We start from the raw sequence: 17,891 nt of genomic DNA, 5'->3' as shown, positions 1-17,891 counted from the left end.
TGATGGGAGAGCATGTTCAAGAGTGGATTCTAAATGTTCAGATAAAGACATAAAAAAATGAGCGTATTTACATACACTCATTTTTACTACATTTTACTAAAATTTGCTTAACTGACTGGCATTACTCAGTTGAGGGCTTTTTTAGGACTTACTTTTTCTGAAACAGATACATCTGGTATTGCGCATTCAGCGGGAACTGATCCTGCTGCTCCAGCGCCTGACGGCGTTCCGGTTTGGCCTTATAGGCATATGGCGTCATCGCAATCAGATGTTTTAAATCGCTCTGATTTAAGCACATTGCTGCATCAACCACATCTTCACTGACCAAGTCAAACGCATCTTTTAGCTGTTCCACAAACTTCTGCGGCTCATGCGCTTTAACTTCTTCAAACAAGGCTTCGCGCATCGCAAACAGATGCTGCGGTCCCGGGGTTACCACCATCAGATAAGCTTCCGGTTTCAACACCCGCAGAATTTCCGCTTTTGGAATCGGACTAAATAGACTGGTACACAGATCAATTGATTTATCCAAAACCGGCAAAGTCGCACCGGTTCCCACCACCCAGGTCACGCCTTTATTCAGCTTGGCCGCCACCTGTACTGCATTTTTGGCAATGTCGACGCCCACACATTGCAGCACTTCAGCCTGCATGGCGTTGGTGTAATAGCCTTCCCCACAGCCAATATCGAGCAGGTTTTCAATACGCAGGCTGCGAATTTTCTCTACCACCGCCTGCTGCAGCGGCGCATAGTGTCCTGCACTTAAAAATGCCCGGCGCGCCTGTACAGACTCCGGGGTATCGCCCGGATTTTTACTGTGCTTATGTTGCACCACATGCAAATTGACATAGCCCTGTTTGGCCACATCATAACTGTGCTTGTTGTCACAGCGCCATGTTCGGTCGGTCAGGCTTAAGGGCTGACGACAGACAGGACACATCAGCAGGTTCATGTTTTTCTCCCAAGCTTGCTGCCATAAAAAAAGCCGGCAAGCGCCGACTTTTCAGTTCAATTTGCTTAGCGCAATTTTAAGGTCATTAAGCCTAAAACCACCAGCATAATTGTAATAATCCAGAAACGAATCACCACCTGGGTTTCACGCCAGCCTTTCTTTTCATAGTGATGATGCAGCGGCGCCATTAAGAACACGCGTTTATTACGCATCCGCAGTGAGCCGATTTGCAGGAAGACCGATATCGCCTCAACCACAAACACGCCACCCATAATCGCAAAGACGATTTCCTGACGCACCATCACCGCAATTGTGCCGAGCATCGCGCCTAACGATAAAGCGCCGACATCACCCATAAAGACTTGCGCCGGATGCGCGTTGTACCAGAGGAAGGCCAGACCGGCACCAATCATGGCGGCACAGATCACCACCAGTTCAGAGGCGTATTTGACATAAGGAATATGCAGATAATCGGCAAAGCGCACATCACCGGCCAGATAGGCAAATACACCTAAACCGGCCGCAACCAGTACAATTGGCATGATCGCCAGACCATCCAGACCATCAGTCAGGTTCACCGCATTGGAAGCACCATTAATCACCAGATAGGTGAAAATAATAAAGCCAATACCCAGTGGAATCATGGATAACGGAATGCTGAAATCTTTAAAGAACGGAATTAAGACATCCAGCATATCGGCGGTTTGCGCCGGGTTCGGCTGCTGTGTGGCAATATAATACAGCGCAATACCTGCGCCCAAAGAGGCCACCGAAGTCCAGAAGAACTTCTTGCGTGCCGGTAGTCCGGCATTGTCTTTATAGCGGATTTTAATCCAGTCATCGGCCCAGCCAACCGCACCGAAGATCACCATAACCGCCAGCACAATCCAGACATAGGGGTTGGAAAGATCGGCCCAGAGCAGGGTCGAAATCCCAATCGACAGTAAAATTAGCACACCGCCCATGGTCGGGGTACCCATTTTTTTTGCATGCCCTTCTGGCGCAAACGAGCTGACTGCCTGACCGTATTTTAATGCCTGTAACTTACGAATCATCACTGGTCCAAGCAAAAGACCAATCCCGAGCGCTGTCAGGACACTCAGCAATGAACGTAATGTTAAATAACGAACCACCTGAAACGAGCTGTGATAGCCCGCAAGCTGTTCAAACAACCATAACAGCATTTAAAGTTTCTCCATCAATGCAGTCATCAACGTTTCCATATGGGTATAACGAGAACCTTTGAACAGGAAACTCATGGACTGAGGTTGATGTGTTTCGACTAGACTAATTAAAAATGGCAAGGCCTGTTCCTGATTCAGGAAGGCCTGGAGTTTTTTGCCGTATTGGGTACTGCGTGCCCCTTCCTGGCTGGCCGGGGCAAATTCGCCCACCGCCACCACAAAGTTCAGGCCTTTGAGCGACACCAAATCTCGGCCGAGCTTATAATGCTCAATTGCCGCCGATGCACCCAGCTCGCCAATATCACCGATGACCATGACCCGAATCCCCTCCTGCTGCGCCAGCACTTCACCGGCCGCCCGCATTGAGGTCGGGTTGGCATTATAGGTATCATCAATCAACAGATGCGCACCGTGCTGAATAAAATTCAGACGACCTTTGGCACCTTGGGCCTGTTCCAGTCCGACAACAATATCATCCAGACCAATGCCAATCGCCAGCGCAAACGCCGCTGCGGCTGTAGCATTCTGGATATTATGTTCACCAGCAAACGGTAAATCGACTGCACGCACGCCTTGCGGCGTATGCAACTGGAAACGGGCCGCTTGTGGCTGGAGCTCGATATCGGTGGCAAACACATCCCCGCCGTTACCAAAGCTGAGGCACTGTTCAGTGCGAACCGCCTGACGGATTGTGTCAACAAAGTCATCTGCGGCCGGTACAATCGAACATCCATCTGCCACAATATGCGCATAAATTTCAGATTTGGCCCGGCAAATACCCTCACGACCACCAAACTCGCCCAGATGTGCGGTGCCGATATTAATGATCCCGGCTACCTGTGGCTGTACCAGCTGTGAGGTATAATCAATTTCACCCTGATGGCTGGCCCCAAGCTCCATCACCGCATATTGATGTTCCGGACGCAGCTCCAGCAACATCATCGGTACGCCTAAATCATTATTCAGGTTACCGCGGGTAATTAAGGTCGGCGCCAGACGCGATAAAATACTGCCCAGCATTTCCTTGGTGGTGGTCTTGCCGCTGCTGCCGGTCAAGGCAATCACTTTCAGGTCGGGATATTGAGCACGACGATAAGCGCCCAAATGGCCCAGTGCCAAGCGGGTATCCGGCACCACCAACTGAAAAATATCGGCATCGACTGGCTGGCTGACAAGCGCCACCTGACAGCCGCTGGCTGCCACTTGCGCCACAAAATCGTGGGCATCAAAACGCTCACCTTTCAGTGCTAGAAAAGCATCGCCGGCTTCAGCATGACGGGAGTCAGTTAAAATCCGCTTAATTTCAGTGCTTGGCGTACGACCATTCAGCCAATAACCCTGGGTGGCTTGTTGTAACTGTGCTGCACTCCACGGCGTTAGGACCGCAGTACTGGTGGTTGAAGTATGCATAAGAATTCCTGATTAGGCGGGATAAGCAGAGCTGGTAGCATGATGCTGGGCATCAATTGCAGCCTGTACTTCAACGACATCATCAAACCAGTGTCGCACCCCATCAATTTCCTGATAATTTTCGTGACCCTTACCGGCAATCACCACGATATCGCCCGGCTGGGCCTGCTTCACCGCAAACTTGATCGCTTCACGACGATCACGGATTTCATGATAGCTGTGGCCGCTAAAATCAATGCCCTGCTGCATGTCAGCAAAAATCTGGTCAGGCGATTCAGTCCGTGGATTGTCCGAAGTGAGCAAGGCGATATCGGCATGCTCTAGCGCGGCTTGGGTCATTAACGGACGTTTGCCGCGGTCACGATCGCCGCCACAGCCAAAGACAGCCCAGAGCTGCTGCGATACATGCCGTTTCAGGGTAATTAACACCTGTTTCAAGGCATCTGGTGTATGCGCATAATCGACCACAAACAGACGTTCGCCATCACGAATCACCTGCATCCGTCCCGGTGCACCTTGCAGCTGTGGCGCGCTGGCAATTAAATCCGACAAGTCAAATCCGGCCTGCTCAACGGCAATCAGACTGGCCACCAGATTTTCCACATTAAAATGGCCCAGTAACGGACTGTGTACACGATAACGCTGCTGGGCGCTGATCAGTTCAAACTGCGCGCCAGCCAGACTGTATTCGATATTCTGCACCTGATAATCCGCCGCCTGCGTGGTGGAATAGGTCAGGATTTTCGGTTGTGCCGGATTCTGACGCGCGGCGGTCAGCATAACTTCCGCAAAGGCGTCATCCAAGTTGATGATGGCCACTTTTAAGCTGGCAAAACGGAACAGCGCAGCTTTGGCTTCGGCATAGGCCTCCAGCGTACCATGATAATCCAGATGGTCACGGCTTAAGTTGCTGTACACGGCAATTTCAATCGCACAGCCATTTAAACGGCCTTGCTCCAGTCCATGTGAGCTGGCTTCAATTGCCGCAAATTCAGCGCCTTGCTGGGCATAGCTGTGCAGGGCCTGCTGGAGCTGTAAGGCATCCAGCGTGGTATGCGAAGAGGCTTCCAGATTCGGCAAAATGCCATTGCCGGTGGTGCCCATCACCGCACACGGTTTGCGCTGTAACATCAGCAGTTCTGCCATCAGACGGGCGATGGTGGTTTTGCCATTGGTACCGGTAACCGCCAGAATACGTGCAGCCTGCAGCGGCTGCGTGGCATGCAGATACTGTTTTTGCCACTGCCCCATTAAGTGACGTACCTCCGGTACGATCAGCTGATTCGGCAGACCCAAATCGGTTTCTGCAATAATGGCCAACGCGCCACGTGCCAACGCTGCTTCGGCAAACTGGACGGTTTTTTCAGGCTGCGAAAAACTGGTCAGGGCAATAAAAATTTGCCCTGCTGTAACTTTGCGGCTGTCTAAACTGAAGCCGGCAAAGGGTTGTGACATCCATCCAGCAACATGCTCAACGGTGTAAAGATCTTGAAATGTAATGGACATTCATCACCTATTTACTGGATTTGTGCTGTATCTAAAGGTTTATCTAAAGGTACATTCATTAAACGTAAGGATTCCTGCATCACCCGTGCAAACACTGGCGCAGCGACCAGACCGCCATAGTATTGACCGGTCGGGTTTTCTACCACCACAAACATGGCCAGACGCGGGTCACTGACCGGTGCAATTCCGGCAAACAGGGCGCGGTATTCATTTTGCGAATAGCCTTTGCGGTCGGCACGCAATTTATGTGCGGTACCGGTTTTACCGGCAACACGATAACCCGGAATATTGGCCTGACGCGCAGTACCGCCCGGTAAGGTCACCGCTTCCATCATCAGCAGAACCTGCTCGGCAATTTTCGGGTCAAGAATCTGCTCGCCCTGCACTTCGCCTTCCAACTTATACAGACTCAGCGGCAGTTTTTTGCCCTGATTGGCAATCATGGCATAGGCATCGACCAGTTGCAGCACGGTCGCATTCAGACCATAACCATAGGACATGGTTGCCACTTCAGAGACATTCCACTTGCTTGGCGGTAAAATCAGGCCGGCACTTTCACCCGGGAATTTCACAGCCGAACGCTGGCCAAAGCCCAAGCGTTTATAGAAGGTGGGCAAGGTTGGATAGGGCAAAGACAGGGCAATTTTCGCCACGCCGACGTTAGACGATTTCTGGATAATGCCAGCCAGGGTCAAATTGCCATAATTGCGGGTATCACGGATGGTATGGTTACCAACACGCATCGAACCACCCCCTAAATTGACCACAGTATTGGCCGAATATTTACCACTTTCCAGCGCCATGGCCACGGTAAATGGCTTCATGGTCGAGCCCGGCTCAAAGGAATCGACTGCCCCGCGGTTACGCATGGCATCTTTGTTCTCCAGGCCCTTTTTGTCATTCGGGTTATACGATGGCCAGCTGGTCATGGCTAGAATTTCACCGGTTTTCACATCGACTGCAATGGCTGTGGCAGAACGGGCATTATTGGCCACGCCGGCAGCGGTCAGTTCACGATACATGATGTATTGCAGGCGCGAGTCGATACTTAAAGTGATATTTTCACCGTGCTCGACTTCTTTAATCACTTCCGGATCTTTAACCCGGTTACCACGTTTATCACGGATAATTTGCTGTTCGCCATCGACCCCAGCCAGACGGCTGTTCAGCTGCATTTCCAGACCTTCAATCCCGGTGCCTTCACTATTGGTCAGGCCAATAATCTGGGCATTCGGCTGTGGCTGCGGATAATAACGCTTATAGTTTTTCTCGGTATAGACACCCTGGAAGTTGCGCTTCAGGATCAGCTCCGCCTGCTGTGGCGGTACTTCTTTTTGCAGCACCAGATAACGCGAACGCGGACGCTCATGCATTTTCTGATGCAATTCCTGACGGTCCATGCCCACCGCATCGGCCAGTTCATCCAGATTCAGGTTTTTATTGGGCAGTTGACGCTTGAGTTTGCGGTTATTCGGGTCTTTGGCCAGCTCGGCCATGGTGTCGTCATACAGCTCTTTGGCCTCAAAATAATCACGCGGATCAATCACCACTTTCATGATGGGGGTACTAATCGCCAAAGGCACGCCATGCCGGTCGTAAATCACGCCGCGCATGGCTTTGAGTTTTTCAGTTCTTAGAATATTGGCATTGGCCTTATTCTGCAGAAAATCATGATTGATAATCTGCACATAAAAGGCCCGGCAGACCAGCGCCACAAAGACCAGCAGCACCGTTCCCCACATCAGGTAGAAGCGCCACATATCGACATTTAAACTGCTTTTTTGGGTAACAGACTGCTGTTTTTTACCTGTTTGCTTCTTACGCGAATTTACCATGTACAGCCAGCCCTATTGTTTCTGTTCTGAAGTCGTCGGCAATGAAATCACCACAGTTTGTGCGGTGGGTGGTGAATACATGCGTAACTGGGTTACGGCACGTGTCCCGATCTGGGCGGTGGCACCAAAGGTCTGCTGTTCAATCAGCAGACGGCCCCACTCGGCATTGAGATCATCGCGCTCACGCATAAAAGAACTGAGCTGACGATAATCATGTCGATATTCAAACACCTGAAAGACCACCATGAGCGCACTGATAAACACCAGGGCCAACAAAATCAAATAGACGACCATTTTTTTCAGTCGTGACTGTTCTGTATTGTTTTCAACTGCTTTGGTTTTCATTCTTCGCCTGTTCAAGCTAACTTTTCAGCCACACGCAGCCACGCACTGCGTGAACGCGGATTGGCTTTGACTTCCTCTTCACTCGCACGGATACGAGCAATCTTTTTTAAACGGCGGGTATCTTGTTGTACTTGCGGCAGCCCCCAACCGGTATCTTCTGCCAAGCTTGATTCTTTTTGAATAAACTGTTTAATCAAACGGTCCTCTAAAGAGTGGAAGCTAATGACCGCCAGACGGCCTTCAGGCTTCAGCACTTCCACGGCCTGAGGCAAGAAAATATCAATATCTTCTAATTCTTTATTAATAGCAATACGAATGGCCTGAAATGTTCGCGTTGCCGGATGTTTATGCTTTTCCCATTTTGGATGGGCAGTTTTTACAATTTCGGCCAGCTGGCCGGTGGTTTCAATCAAACCGGCGTTTTTAATGGCTTTAGCTATACGGCGGCTATAACGTTCTTCGCCATATTTAAAAATAATATTGGCCAGTGCTTCTTCTTCAATCTGCAGCAGCCACTCTGCCGCGGTTTCACCTTGCGAGTTGTCCATACGCATATCCAGCGGGCCATCCTGCATAAAGCTAAAACCACGTTCAGCCTGATCCAGCTGCGGAGACGATACGCCCAGGTCGGCCATCACGCCATCGACCTGTTCAATACCACGTGCGGCCAGTTCCTGCTTTAAATCGGCAAAGCTGGCATGAATAATTTTAAACCGCGGATCTTGCTGTTCCAGTTCTGCTGCAACCGCTAAGGCTTGTGGGTCTTTATCAAAGGCATATACACGCGCATGTTCATCTAATTTGGACAGCAATAAACGGGTATGCCCGCCGCGGCCAAAGGTGCCATCGACATAAATTCCTGTATTGCATTCTGCCAGCAAGGCATCAACAGTTTCGTGGAGTAATACAGAAATATGCGACATAAGGATTCAATCAATACAGCCAAAATTTAACTGCACATTATTACCTTGTTTTGACAAAGCTCCAAACGACTTTTTGTACAGAAATATTACTTTTCATAGAGAAAACCGTTTTGTGATTTTGCCAAATATTCAAAAAGCCTCACAAGGAGGCTGTTTGAATTTATTTTTTAACCAGTCCGCAGATGATTAACGCTTGCTGCTATAAATCTGGTCGAAGATGGCGCCGTTCGCAAAGTGGGTTTGCTGCGCTTTGGCCCAGCCACCAAATACTTCATCAATGGTGAAGGTTTTCAGTTTCGGGAACTGATGCGCATACTTGGCCAGTACCTTTTCATTGCGTGGACGATAGAAATGTTTGGCTGCCATTTCCTGTCCCAGCGGTGAATATAAATAGTTGATATAACCGGTTGCCAGCCACTTGTTGCCATTGCGCTCTACGGTACGGTCAACAATTGCCACTGAAGGCTCGGTTAAAATCGACATCGATGGATAAACAATATCAAACTTGTCTTTACCCAGTGTTTTCAGGGTCACCAGCGCTTCGTTTTCCCAGGTCAGCAGTACATCGCCAATGCCGCGTTCTGCGAAAGTGGTCATTGAGGCACGTGCTGCAGAGTCCATCACTTTAACGTTGTGATACATCTTGCTGACAAAATCTTTGGCTTTGGCTTCATTGCCGCCCGGCTGTTTCAATGCATAGCCCCATGCAGACAGGTATACCCAACGTGGCAGACCACCGGTTTTCGGGTTTGGGGTAATAATCTGTACGCCCGGTTTGGTTAAATCGGTCCAGTCTTTGATGTGCTTTGGATTGCCCTTACGCACCATAAATACGATGGTTGAGGTATATGGTGCCGAGTTATGCGGGAACTCTTTTTGCCAACCCGGCTGGATCTGGCCCGATCTGACGATTTCTTCAATATCGTTGGCCAGTGCCAAAGTCACCACATCACCTTTCAGGCCATCGACCACTGAACGCGCCTGTTTGCCTGAACCGCCATGAGACTGCTTGAAATTCACGCTTAAACCGGTGCGCTTTTTCCAGTAATCACCAAACGAGGCATTAAATTCATCATAGAATTCGCGTGTCGCATCATAAGACACGTTTAAAAATTGACGATCTGCTGCCTGGGCAGAATTGACTGTTGCCGCAAGGCCGGTTGCCAGCAAAGCCGCTGAAAATAAAGCTTTAATTTGAGATTTCATGACAGCACAAATAGGTTATCTACATTAATGCTAACTATATGAAATAAAATCATAAATCGCAATTCAGAAAAATTTTTACTTTCGTTTTAAGATGGGCAATTTTTTCTTTTAATCATTTGTTTTTCTTTTAAAAAGCAGCATAACCGATGGGCCAAAATCAGGTTATAGCTTTTTATGGAATAGATATTCAAAAATATGAATAAACCCGGCTTTCAAACGCTTAACGAGATGTCCTGATTTAAAGCAAGATTAAGATGAGATAGCCCGCGCTTGATCCATTCACCTAAATACCCAGTTACATATCAATAAAATGCGAAACTTGCATAATTATATATAAAAAAATATGATATAAGATAAGTTTTGTTGCTGATCTTCACTTTCTCTTCACAGTTATTTGCTAAAACATGTACTCAACAGCGAAATGTGAATAGAAGTAACCAGTAGCCTGACATTTTTTATATTTTTGTAAAAAGTGTGATGCAGTTCTTACTTTTTACATTTTATCTGTGGTTATATAGTAGCCACAACGTAAAAAAATTAAATCCAAAACCAGTTTGGGGGAGTATCAGGATGAAACAGTCAGTCTATGTACTGTGTTTAAGTTTAGGATTGGGCCTGATGGCGCAAACCAGCCATACGGCAGTGGTTAAAAATACCCATACTGCGGTGAAAATGACGCCAGCAAAACCTTCCCTCATTGAAAAAGCCCTGTTGCAGCAAAAAGAACAGTTAGGCACCACCAAAACAGACAAGCTGCAAGCCGATAATGACCTGAAAATGATGACGTCAATTAAAGCAGCGCCAACCCAGAATTTCTTTGCTTCACAAAACCAGCGTTTTAGCCGTTTTGTACAATCCTTTTTCAGCTCAAACCAGTCTTAATTGACCGGATTGAACTGAACCTGCGCGCGACTGACTCCCCCTCAAGCCGCGTGCTGTTGCAGCCTGATCATCGAATGCAGAATAAAGCATTAAGTGATCAGGCTTTTTCGTTATAATAGATTCCAATTTACATTCTGACTCATTACTGATTATGACTGTTCGTACCCGTATTGCTCCTTCTCCTACCGGTTTTCCGCATGTAGGCACTGCATATATTGCCTTGTTTAACCTGTGCTTTGCCAAACAGCATGGCGGCGAATTTATTTTGCGTATTGAAGATACCGACCAGCTGCGCTCGACCCCTGAATCTGAACAAATGATTCTTGATTCTTTGCGCTGGTTAGGCCTGAACTGGTCAGAAGGTCCAGATGTGGGTGGCCCACATGCGCCATACCGTCAATCGGAGCGTATGGACATCTATAAACAGTATGCCCTGGAACTGGTTGAAAAAGGTCATGCCTTCTACTGCTTCGCGACTGCAGAAGAACTGGACCAGATGCGTGCTGAACAGCAAGCACGTGGCGAATCTCCACGTTATGACGGTCGCGGTTTACAGCTTTCTGCCGAAGAAGTTCAGCGTCGTCTGGAGGCAGGCGAACCACACGTAATCCGCATGAAAATTCCAACCGAAGGCATCTGTAAATTTAACGACATGCTACGCGGTGAAGTGGAAATTCCTTGGGCGCAAGTCGACATGCAGATTCTGCTAAAAACCGATGGCCTGCCAACCTATCATTTAGCCAACGTGGTCGATGACCATTTAATGCAAATCACCCATGTCATTCGTGGTGAAGAATGGATCCCATCAGCACCGAAACATCAGTTGCTGTATCAATACTTTGGCTGGGATATGCCAGTACTGTGCCACATGCCGCTGCTGCGTAACCCGGACAAATCCAAACTGTCAAAACGCAAGAACCCGACTTCAATCAACTACTATAAAGACATCGGTGTACTGCCAGAAGCCTTGCTGAACTATCTGGGCCGCATGGGCTGGTCAATGCCAGACGAGCGTGAAAAATTCACCCTGGCGGAAATGATTGAACACTTTGACATCAACCGTGTGTCTTTGGGCGGTCCAATCTTTGATGTGGAAAAACTGAACTGGCTCAACGGTCAGTGGATTAAAGCCCTTTCTCCGGCTGAACTGCTGGATACCTTGTTAGCCTGGAAAGCTGATCGTGCCAAACTGGAAGAAATTGTTGCCGCGATTCAGCCACGTATCAACTTATTATCTGAAGCCGTGAACTGGTCTGCGCACTACTTCAACCATTTCCCGACACTTTCAAAAGAACAGTTTGAAAATAAAAAACTGTCTGAAGAACAGGTTCGTCAAAGCTTGCAGTTTGCCATCTGGCGTCTGGAAAGTCTGTTCACCTGGAACAATGACACCGTGAGCCAGACCTTAATGGACCTGGCCGCACAAATGGAAATTAAACTGCGCGACTTTATGCCGGCATTCTTTATTGCCATTGCCGGTTCAACTGCCTCTACGCCAGTGATGCAGACCATGGTCACTATTGGTCCGGATTTAACTTTTGCCCGCCTGCGCCATGCGCTGGAAATTGTGGGTGGACCAAGCAAAAAAGAGCTAAAAGCTTGGGAAAAACTCAATGAAAGCTTAAAATTGCCGAAAAATGATGCAGTTGATGCAAGTTAATGCAGTTTTTTGTTGACGTGTGAGCATTATCTTCATAATATAGCGCTCACACAGACTGGGGCCATAGCTCAGTTGGTAGAGCGCTACAATGGCATTGTAGAGGTCAGCGGTTCGATCCCGCTTGGCTCCACCATGGTTTCATAATTGTGTTGCCTCAATAAGTCCCTATCGTCTAGAGGCCTAGGACATCGCCCTTTCACGGCGGTAACCGGGGTTCGAATCCCCGTAGGGACGCCATATTTAAGCTCACTTTTAAAGTGATCTGATAAAAAACCCAAGCATTATGACTTGGGTTTTTTATTGCCTGTTGTTTTATTTTGCTGTGCTTTTTTGCTTTCTGATGTATTCCGATTAAAATAAACCACAGATTAGAATTTTGGAGTTGTAATGCAATACCGTTGCCCGAAGTGTCAAAGCCCGAAAATCATGCCTGTTGCGCAAGCAGGCCAAGCAGCTCCACGTCCGGTGGTGCCAAAAAGCCTGGTATTTCTGATTCCAGCCATTTTTATTTTATTGCTGCTGGTGCTGATTAGCATTGCAATGTGGATTTTTGGTGATGGTGCGGGCACTACCCTGCAAACAGCAACCGTAATTGTCTTTGTGATCTGTTTAATTGCCGGCTTCATGTTCTATCGTGATTTGCCAGATTTTAAAATTTCAATGCAGGCTTTTATGCAAAACCAGAAGAAATGGAAATGCCGCGAATGCAACCATGAGTGGGAAATCTGATTTTTCTCATTGATTCAAACAAAGCTGCATCTGGCGTTGATCAGGATAGCTCCCAACGCCAGCCCATGATTATAAAAAGGTAAAAAATCATCTCCTTCAATGAAGTGCTAAAAGTATTGCACACTTCCTGCGATCGCTACACGCCTTCCTTCTATATCTATATAGCGCGACCAGGATAATACCCATCTCTTTATAGCTCTCTATTCAAACTACATAAAAAAACCAGCCCGAAGGCTGGTTTTTTATTTAGATGGGATTAACCACCAATTTTGCGATATTTCTGACGCTTGGTAATCAGGTCATCACCATCACGTTTACGACGGTATTCTTCGAACTCCGCATAGTTACCAGTGAAGAATTCAGGGGTTTCACCTTCGAATGACAAGATGTGCGTTGCAATACGGTCCAGGAACCAACGGTCATGCGAGATCACCATCACGGTACCCGGGAAGACCAGAATTGCATCTTCAAGCGCACGTAAAGTTTCGATGTCCAGGTCGTTTGACGGTTCATCGAGCAGGATGACGTTAGCGCCCATTTGCAGGATTTTTGCCAGTTGTAAACGGTTACGCTCACCACCTGACAATTGACCAACACGTTTTTGCTGATCTTGGCCTTTAAAGTTAAAGCGACCAATATAAGCACGTGACGCAATTTCGTATTCACCAATACGTAAGATGTCTAAACCGCCAGACACTTCTTCCCACACGGTTTTGTTGTCATCTAGCGTGTCACGAATCTGACCCACGTAAGCGACTTTAACCGATTCACCCAGTGTTACCGTACCGGTATCTGGCTGCTCTTCACCAGTCATCATACGAAACAGTGTGGTTTTACCTGCACCGTTCTCACCCACAATACCGACAATTGCTGCAGGTGGTACAGTGAAGGTTAAATCTTTATACAGGGTACGATCACCAAATGATTTGCTGATGCCTTCAACCTCAACCACCTTGTTACCCAAACGTGGACCAGGTGGAATGTAGATTTCAGAAGTTTCGTTACGCTGCTGGAATTCGCGTGAGTTCAGCTCTTCAAAACGCTCCATACGCGCTTTGTTTTTCTTTTGCTGACCTTTGGCATTTGAACGAACCCATTCAAGTTCTTTTTTCAATGCCTTCGCAAAAGATTCTTCCTGCTTCTGCTCTTGCTCTAAACGCGCGTTCTTTTGCTCTAACCAAGACGAATAGTTGCCTTGATATGGAATACCATGTCCGCGGTCAAGCTCCAGAATCCACTCGGCAACGTTATCAAGGAAGTAACGGTCGTGCGTAATCGCCACGATGGTGCCCGGGAAGTCTTTCAGGAAACGTTCTAACCATGCTACAGATGAAGCATCTAAATGGTTCGTCGGTTCGTCCAGTAGCAGCATGTCTGGTTTAGACAATAGCAAACGGCACAGTGCCACACGACGGCGCTCACCACCAGACAGTTTGGTGACATCGGCATCCCATGCTGGCAGGTTTAATGCAGCAGCAGCTTGTTCCAGCTGGTTATTCAGGTTGTGTGCATCCCAAGTCTGAATAATCGCTTCCAGCTTTTCCTGCTCTTTTGCAAGCGCATCAAAGTCTGCATCTTCAGCCGCATATTCAGCGAATACTTCGTCCAGACGCGCTAATGCATCAAGGGCTTCACGCACGCCATCTTCCACGTTACCACGAACGTCTTTGGTTGGATCGAGCGGTGGTTCTTGCTCAAGGTAGCCGATTTTAATTCCTGGCTGTGCACGTGCTTCACCAGAGAAATCTTTATCTACGCCCGCCATAATACGAAGCAAGGTCGATTTACCTGCACCGTTTAGACCAAGCACACCAATTTTTGCGCCTGGGAAAAATGATAAAGAGATGTCTTTTAAGATTTCGCGCTTCGGCGGAACCATCTTCGACACTCGGTTCATCGTATAAATATATTGGGCCACGTAGGACTCCTCAATAGAAAAACCAATTTCGGGGGCAAAACCGCCACCCCTACTCAAATGAGCGAAAAAATAATCGGCTATTATACCTGAAAGCCAGAAAAAGATAAGGGATCGGCCTCATCTTCCACGCTTTGTTACAACTCTTTAAAGTGCCCAAAATTCAGGCATAGATTGCAGCCTTATCCGCCGTTGAAATTTTAAAATGAGGGCGTCTTTATGAAATTTAAAGATAATTGTTGCAGATATTTCCCTCTTTATTTCATAAATAGACCTGCTACACTTGATCAAAATATAACTCACGCAAGATGAACGAAAAATGACGTATAAAGCTGAAACTTTGGCCATTCATGCTGGCTACACCCCTGAACCGACCACCAAAGCTGTGGCAGTACCCATTTACCAGACCACCTCTTATGCCTTTGACAATACCCAGCACGGTGCCGATCTGTTCGATTTAAAAGTACAAGGCAATATTTATACCCGTATCATGAACCCGACCACGGCAGTGCTGGAACAACGCGTGGCAGCGCTCGAAGGCGGGATTGGTGCGCTGGCACTCGCATCGGGGATGGCGGCAATTACCTATACCATTCAGACTCTGGCCGAAGCCGGCGATAATATTGCATCGGTTTCAACCCTGTATGGCGGTACCTACAACCTGTTCGCACATACGTTGCCCAAACAGGGCGTCGAAGTCCGTTTCTTTGATTATCAGAACCCGGAAGCCTTACGCGAACTAATTGATGACAAAACCAAACTGGTTTTTGTGGAATCCATTGGTAATCCGCTCGGCAATATTATTGATTTAGAAGCCATCTCCCAAATTGCGCATGAATATGGCATTCCGGTGGTGGTGGATAACACGGTGGCTACACCGGTGCTGCAAAAATCCTTTGATTTTGGTGCCGATATTGTGGTGCATTCGCTGACCAAATATATTGGCGGTCATGGCACTTCGATTGGTGGAATTATTGTCGATAGCGGTAAATTCCCGTGGGGCAAATATCCTGAACGTTTTAAATCTCTAAATACCCCTGACCCAAGCTATCACGGGGTGAATTATGTCGAAGCCTTGGGCGAAGCGGCCTTTATTGCCCGCGCCCGCGTGGTGCCGCTACGCAATACTGGTGCAGCGATTAGCCCACATAATGTTTTCCTGATTCTACAAGGACTGGAAACCTTAAGCCTGCGCATGGAACGTCATACCGAAAATGCCCAAAAAGTGGCGGAATATTTGCAGCAGCACCCTAAAGTGAAATGGGTCAATTACGCCGGCTTAAAAGATCATCCACAACATGCGCTGGCGCAAAAATATGTTAAAGGCAAACCGTCTGCGATTCTATCCTTTGGTGTGCAAGATGGCCGTGAAGGCGGCACCCGCTTTATTGATGCGCTGCAACTGTTTACCCGTTTAGTCAATATTGGCGATGCCAAGAGTCTGGCCTGCCACCCGGCTACCACCACCCATCGACAATTAAATGATGAAGAGCTGAAAGCGGCGGGGGTAAGTGAAGATATGGTGCGCCTGTCGATTGGCATTGAACATATTGATGATTTGATTGCTGATCTGGAGCAGGCACTGGCTAGCGTCTAATTATTGCAATTTCACGACAAACGGTCTGCTTTTGCGCTGCAATGGCAGACTTTTTGCTTTTTAAACATAGAAACAAGGACTTGCTTTGTCGAAAAATTTTAAGCAGAATTTACCAATCCACCAAAACACCCCATTAGAGCAATTACTCTAAAATAACTTTCAATTTCAAGCACTTATTTTATAGCTTTTTTTTAAACTTCGGTTATTATAATGCCCATCATAACAGCCCGAACCAATAAGATTGGGCGCAAAAATTCAAATAACAAAGACCATTGAGTCTGATCTTTTAATCAAGCAGGGATACGAGTGTGAAGGCAAAACTAGAGAAACTTTTCAAGAAAAAAGTAAATGGAAAAACCGTACTGATTACCGGTGCATCCAGTGGTATCGGACTGACCACCGCTTATCGTCTGGCAGAGGCGGGAGCGCATGTGCTGCTGGTGGCACGTACCCAGGAAACCCTGGAGCAGGTCAAAGCAGAGATTGAAGCCAAAGGCGGCAAAGCATCTATTTTCCCGTGTGATTTAAATGATTGGGAAGCCATTGACCAGACTTCAAAAGATATTTTAGCGTCTGTCGATCATATTGATATTTTAGTTAACAATGCCGGACGTTCAATCCGTCGTGCCGTGCATGAATCTTTAGACCGTTTCCACGATTTTGAACGCACCATGCAGCTGAATTATTTTGGTGCAGTGCGTCTGGTGATGAATATTCTGCCACAAATGATGGTACGTCGTAGCGGCCAGATTATTAACATCAGCTCGATTGGCGTATTGGCCAATGCGACCCGTTTCTCGGCTTATGTTGCCTCTAAAGCCGCATTGGATGCTTTTAGCCGCTGTCTATCGGCCGAAGTACATTCACACAATATTGCAATTACCTCCATTTATATGCCACTGGTGCGTACTCCAATGATCGCACCCACCAAAATGTATAAATATGTTCCTACCCTTTCACCGGAACAGGCGGCCGATTTAATCTGCTATGCCATTGTGAAACGTCCGAAGAAAATTGCCACACATTTAGGCCGTTTGGCTTCAATTACTTATGCGATTGCACCGGATATTAACAACAAGCTGATGTCGATTGGTTATAACCTGTTCCCAAGTTCATCGGCTTCGGTGGGTCAGCCACAAAAGCTGAACTGGGTACAAAAAGCGTATGCCCGTTTGTTCCCGGGTGAACACTGGTAAAATAATCCTTTTTAAAGACCTGTCTAATGACAGGTCTTTTTATGTTATAAAACCCCTCATTTTGAACAGTTAAAGTAAGACTATGCGGACCTTTTCCCTTATTCTGCAATATGGGTGTTTTGCCTTTGCCCTGTTTCTGGGCTATCAGGTGGCGATGGCGCTATATCATCAGGATTATGAGCTGATGGAATTGATTGCCGATGTGGGCACGATTCTGATCTGTATTGATTTAGGTGTGTTTTTATTTTCCAGTAAAGCTGCCAATAAGCTGAGTTTGCAGGAATATGCCAAACAGCTGGAACAGCCGCCTACGCCACTGGTGAGTTTTACCCGCAAGCTGGGGCATTTGGGCATTATGCTGATTTTATGTAGCTGGATTGTGCCGATGGTCAATTAAATAGGGCAATAAAAAAACCTCCCAATTGGGTAATGCCAGTCAGTTAAGCAAATTTTAGTAAAATGTAGTAAAAATGAGTGTATGTAAATACGCTCATTTTTTTATGTCTTTATCTGAACATTTAGAATCCACTCTTGAACATGCTCTCCCATCA

The 17,891-nt window shown here is 47.3% G+C and carries 14 protein-coding genes, 2 tRNA genes and 1 pseudogene; 8 read left to right on the top strand and 9 right to left on the bottom strand.

What is annotated here, in order from left to right; all coding sequences use genetic code 11:
• Positions 1–148: 148 nt before the first annotated feature.
• The 8 genes and pseudogenes from FTU86_RS12930 to FTU86_RS12895 all read right to left on the bottom strand — a co-directional run bounded on the left by FTU86_RS12930 (position 149) and on the right by FTU86_RS12895 (position 9,361).
• Positions 149–952, bottom strand: a complete 804-nt coding sequence (locus tag FTU86_RS12930; RefSeq protein ID WP_180048559.1) for a putative RNA methyltransferase — start codon at positions 950–952, stop codon at positions 149–151.
• Positions 953–1,017: 65 nt separating this feature from the next.
• Positions 1,018–2,136 (bottom strand): phospho-N-acetylmuramoyl-pentapeptide-transferase, encoded by a 1,119-nt coding sequence (gene mraY, locus FTU86_RS12925; RefSeq protein WP_005180530.1) that lies wholly within the window; start codon positions 2,134–2,136, stop codon positions 1,018–1,020.
• Positions 2,137–3,546 (bottom strand): UDP-N-acetylmuramoyl-tripeptide--D-alanyl-D-alanine ligase, encoded by a 1,410-nt coding sequence (gene murF / locus FTU86_RS12920; protein ID WP_168395903.1) that lies wholly within the window; start codon positions 3,544–3,546, stop codon positions 2,137–2,139.
• Positions 3,547–3,558: 12 nt separating this feature from the next.
• Positions 3,559–5,052, bottom strand: a complete 1,494-nt coding sequence (locus tag FTU86_RS12915) for a UDP-N-acetylmuramoyl-L-alanyl-D-glutamate--2,6-diaminopimelate ligase (protein WP_180048560.1) — start codon at positions 5,050–5,052, stop codon at positions 3,559–3,561.
• Between the two features lie 3 nt (positions 5,053–5,055).
• A pseudogene (gene ftsI, locus FTU86_RS12910) lies at positions 5,056–6,887 on the bottom strand (penicillin-binding protein PBP3).
• A 12-nt stretch (positions 6,888–6,899) separates the two neighbouring features.
• On the bottom strand, positions 6,900–7,232 hold the full coding sequence (gene ftsL, locus FTU86_RS12905) for a cell division protein FtsL (protein ID WP_005180539.1): 333 nt from the start codon (positions 7,230–7,232) through the stop codon (positions 6,900–6,902).
• An 11-nt stretch (positions 7,233–7,243) separates the two neighbouring features.
• Positions 7,244–8,155 (bottom strand): 16S rRNA (cytosine(1402)-N(4))-methyltransferase RsmH, encoded by a 912-nt coding sequence (rsmH, locus tag FTU86_RS12900; protein ID WP_180048561.1) that lies wholly within the window; start codon positions 8,153–8,155, stop codon positions 7,244–7,246.
• A 186-nt stretch (positions 8,156–8,341) separates the two neighbouring features.
• On the bottom strand, positions 8,342–9,361 hold the full coding sequence (locus FTU86_RS12895) for a sulfate ABC transporter substrate-binding protein (protein WP_005180543.1): 1,020 nt from the start codon (positions 9,359–9,361) through the stop codon (positions 8,342–8,344).
• A gap of 570 nt (positions 9,362–9,931) precedes the next feature.
• On the opposite strand from FTU86_RS12895, the gene FTU86_RS12890 reads away from it, so the two are divergent.
• From FTU86_RS12890 to FTU86_RS12870, 5 genes are all read left to right on the top strand, one after another.
• Positions 9,932–10,243 carry a hypothetical protein gene (locus tag FTU86_RS12890; protein ID WP_005180544.1) on the top strand — a complete coding sequence of 104 codons (312 nt, stop codon included), beginning with the start codon at positions 9,932–9,934 and terminating at the stop codon, positions 10,241–10,243.
• A 151-nt stretch (positions 10,244–10,394) separates the two neighbouring features.
• Entirely contained in the window at positions 10,395–11,903 is a 1,509-nt protein-coding gene (gene gltX / locus FTU86_RS12885) for a glutamate--tRNA ligase (protein ID WP_180048562.1), read from the top strand.
• 57 nt (positions 11,904–11,960) lie between these two features.
• Positions 11,961–12,036 (top strand) — tRNA-Ala (locus FTU86_RS12880).
• 28 nt (positions 12,037–12,064) lie between these two features.
• Positions 12,065–12,140: transfer RNA gene (locus tag FTU86_RS12875), tRNA-Glu, on the top strand.
• Positions 12,141–12,290: 150 nt separating this feature from the next.
• Positions 12,291–12,632, top strand: a complete 342-nt coding sequence (locus tag FTU86_RS12870; protein WP_005180548.1) for a hypothetical protein — start codon at positions 12,291–12,293, stop codon at positions 12,630–12,632.
• Between the two features lie 256 nt (positions 12,633–12,888).
• On the opposite strand, the gene ettA is transcribed toward FTU86_RS12870, so the two are convergent.
• Positions 12,889–14,550, bottom strand: a complete 1,662-nt coding sequence (ettA, locus tag FTU86_RS12865) for an energy-dependent translational throttle protein EttA (protein ID WP_005180550.1) — start codon at positions 14,548–14,550, stop codon at positions 12,889–12,891.
• Between the two features lie 316 nt (positions 14,551–14,866).
• Here ettA and FTU86_RS12860 point away from each other — a divergent pair, with 316 nt between their 5' ends.
• The 3 genes from FTU86_RS12860 to FTU86_RS12850 all read left to right on the top strand — a co-directional run bounded on the left by FTU86_RS12860 (position 14,867) and on the right by FTU86_RS12850 (position 17,737).
• On the top strand, positions 14,867–16,144 hold the full coding sequence (locus FTU86_RS12860) for an O-acetylhomoserine aminocarboxypropyltransferase/cysteine synthase family protein (protein ID WP_005180552.1): 1,278 nt from the start codon (positions 14,867–14,869) through the stop codon (positions 16,142–16,144).
• A 308-nt stretch (positions 16,145–16,452) separates the two neighbouring features.
• On the top strand, positions 16,453–17,340 hold the full coding sequence (locus FTU86_RS12855; RefSeq protein WP_005180554.1) for an SDR family NAD(P)-dependent oxidoreductase: 888 nt from the start codon (positions 16,453–16,455) through the stop codon (positions 17,338–17,340).
• 82 nt (positions 17,341–17,422) lie between these two features.
• On the top strand, positions 17,423–17,737 hold the full coding sequence (locus tag FTU86_RS12850) for a hypothetical protein (protein ID WP_005180556.1): 315 nt from the start codon (positions 17,423–17,425) through the stop codon (positions 17,735–17,737).
• Positions 17,738–17,891: the final 154 nt, after the last annotated feature.

Origin of the sequence: Acinetobacter sp. YH12155, assembly GCF_013418255.1 — a bacterium.
In the GTDB taxonomy this organism is placed as follows: Bacteria; Pseudomonadota; Gammaproteobacteria; order Pseudomonadales; family Moraxellaceae; genus Acinetobacter; species Acinetobacter indicus.
This window is presented reverse-complemented; position numbering and strand designations above follow the sequence as displayed.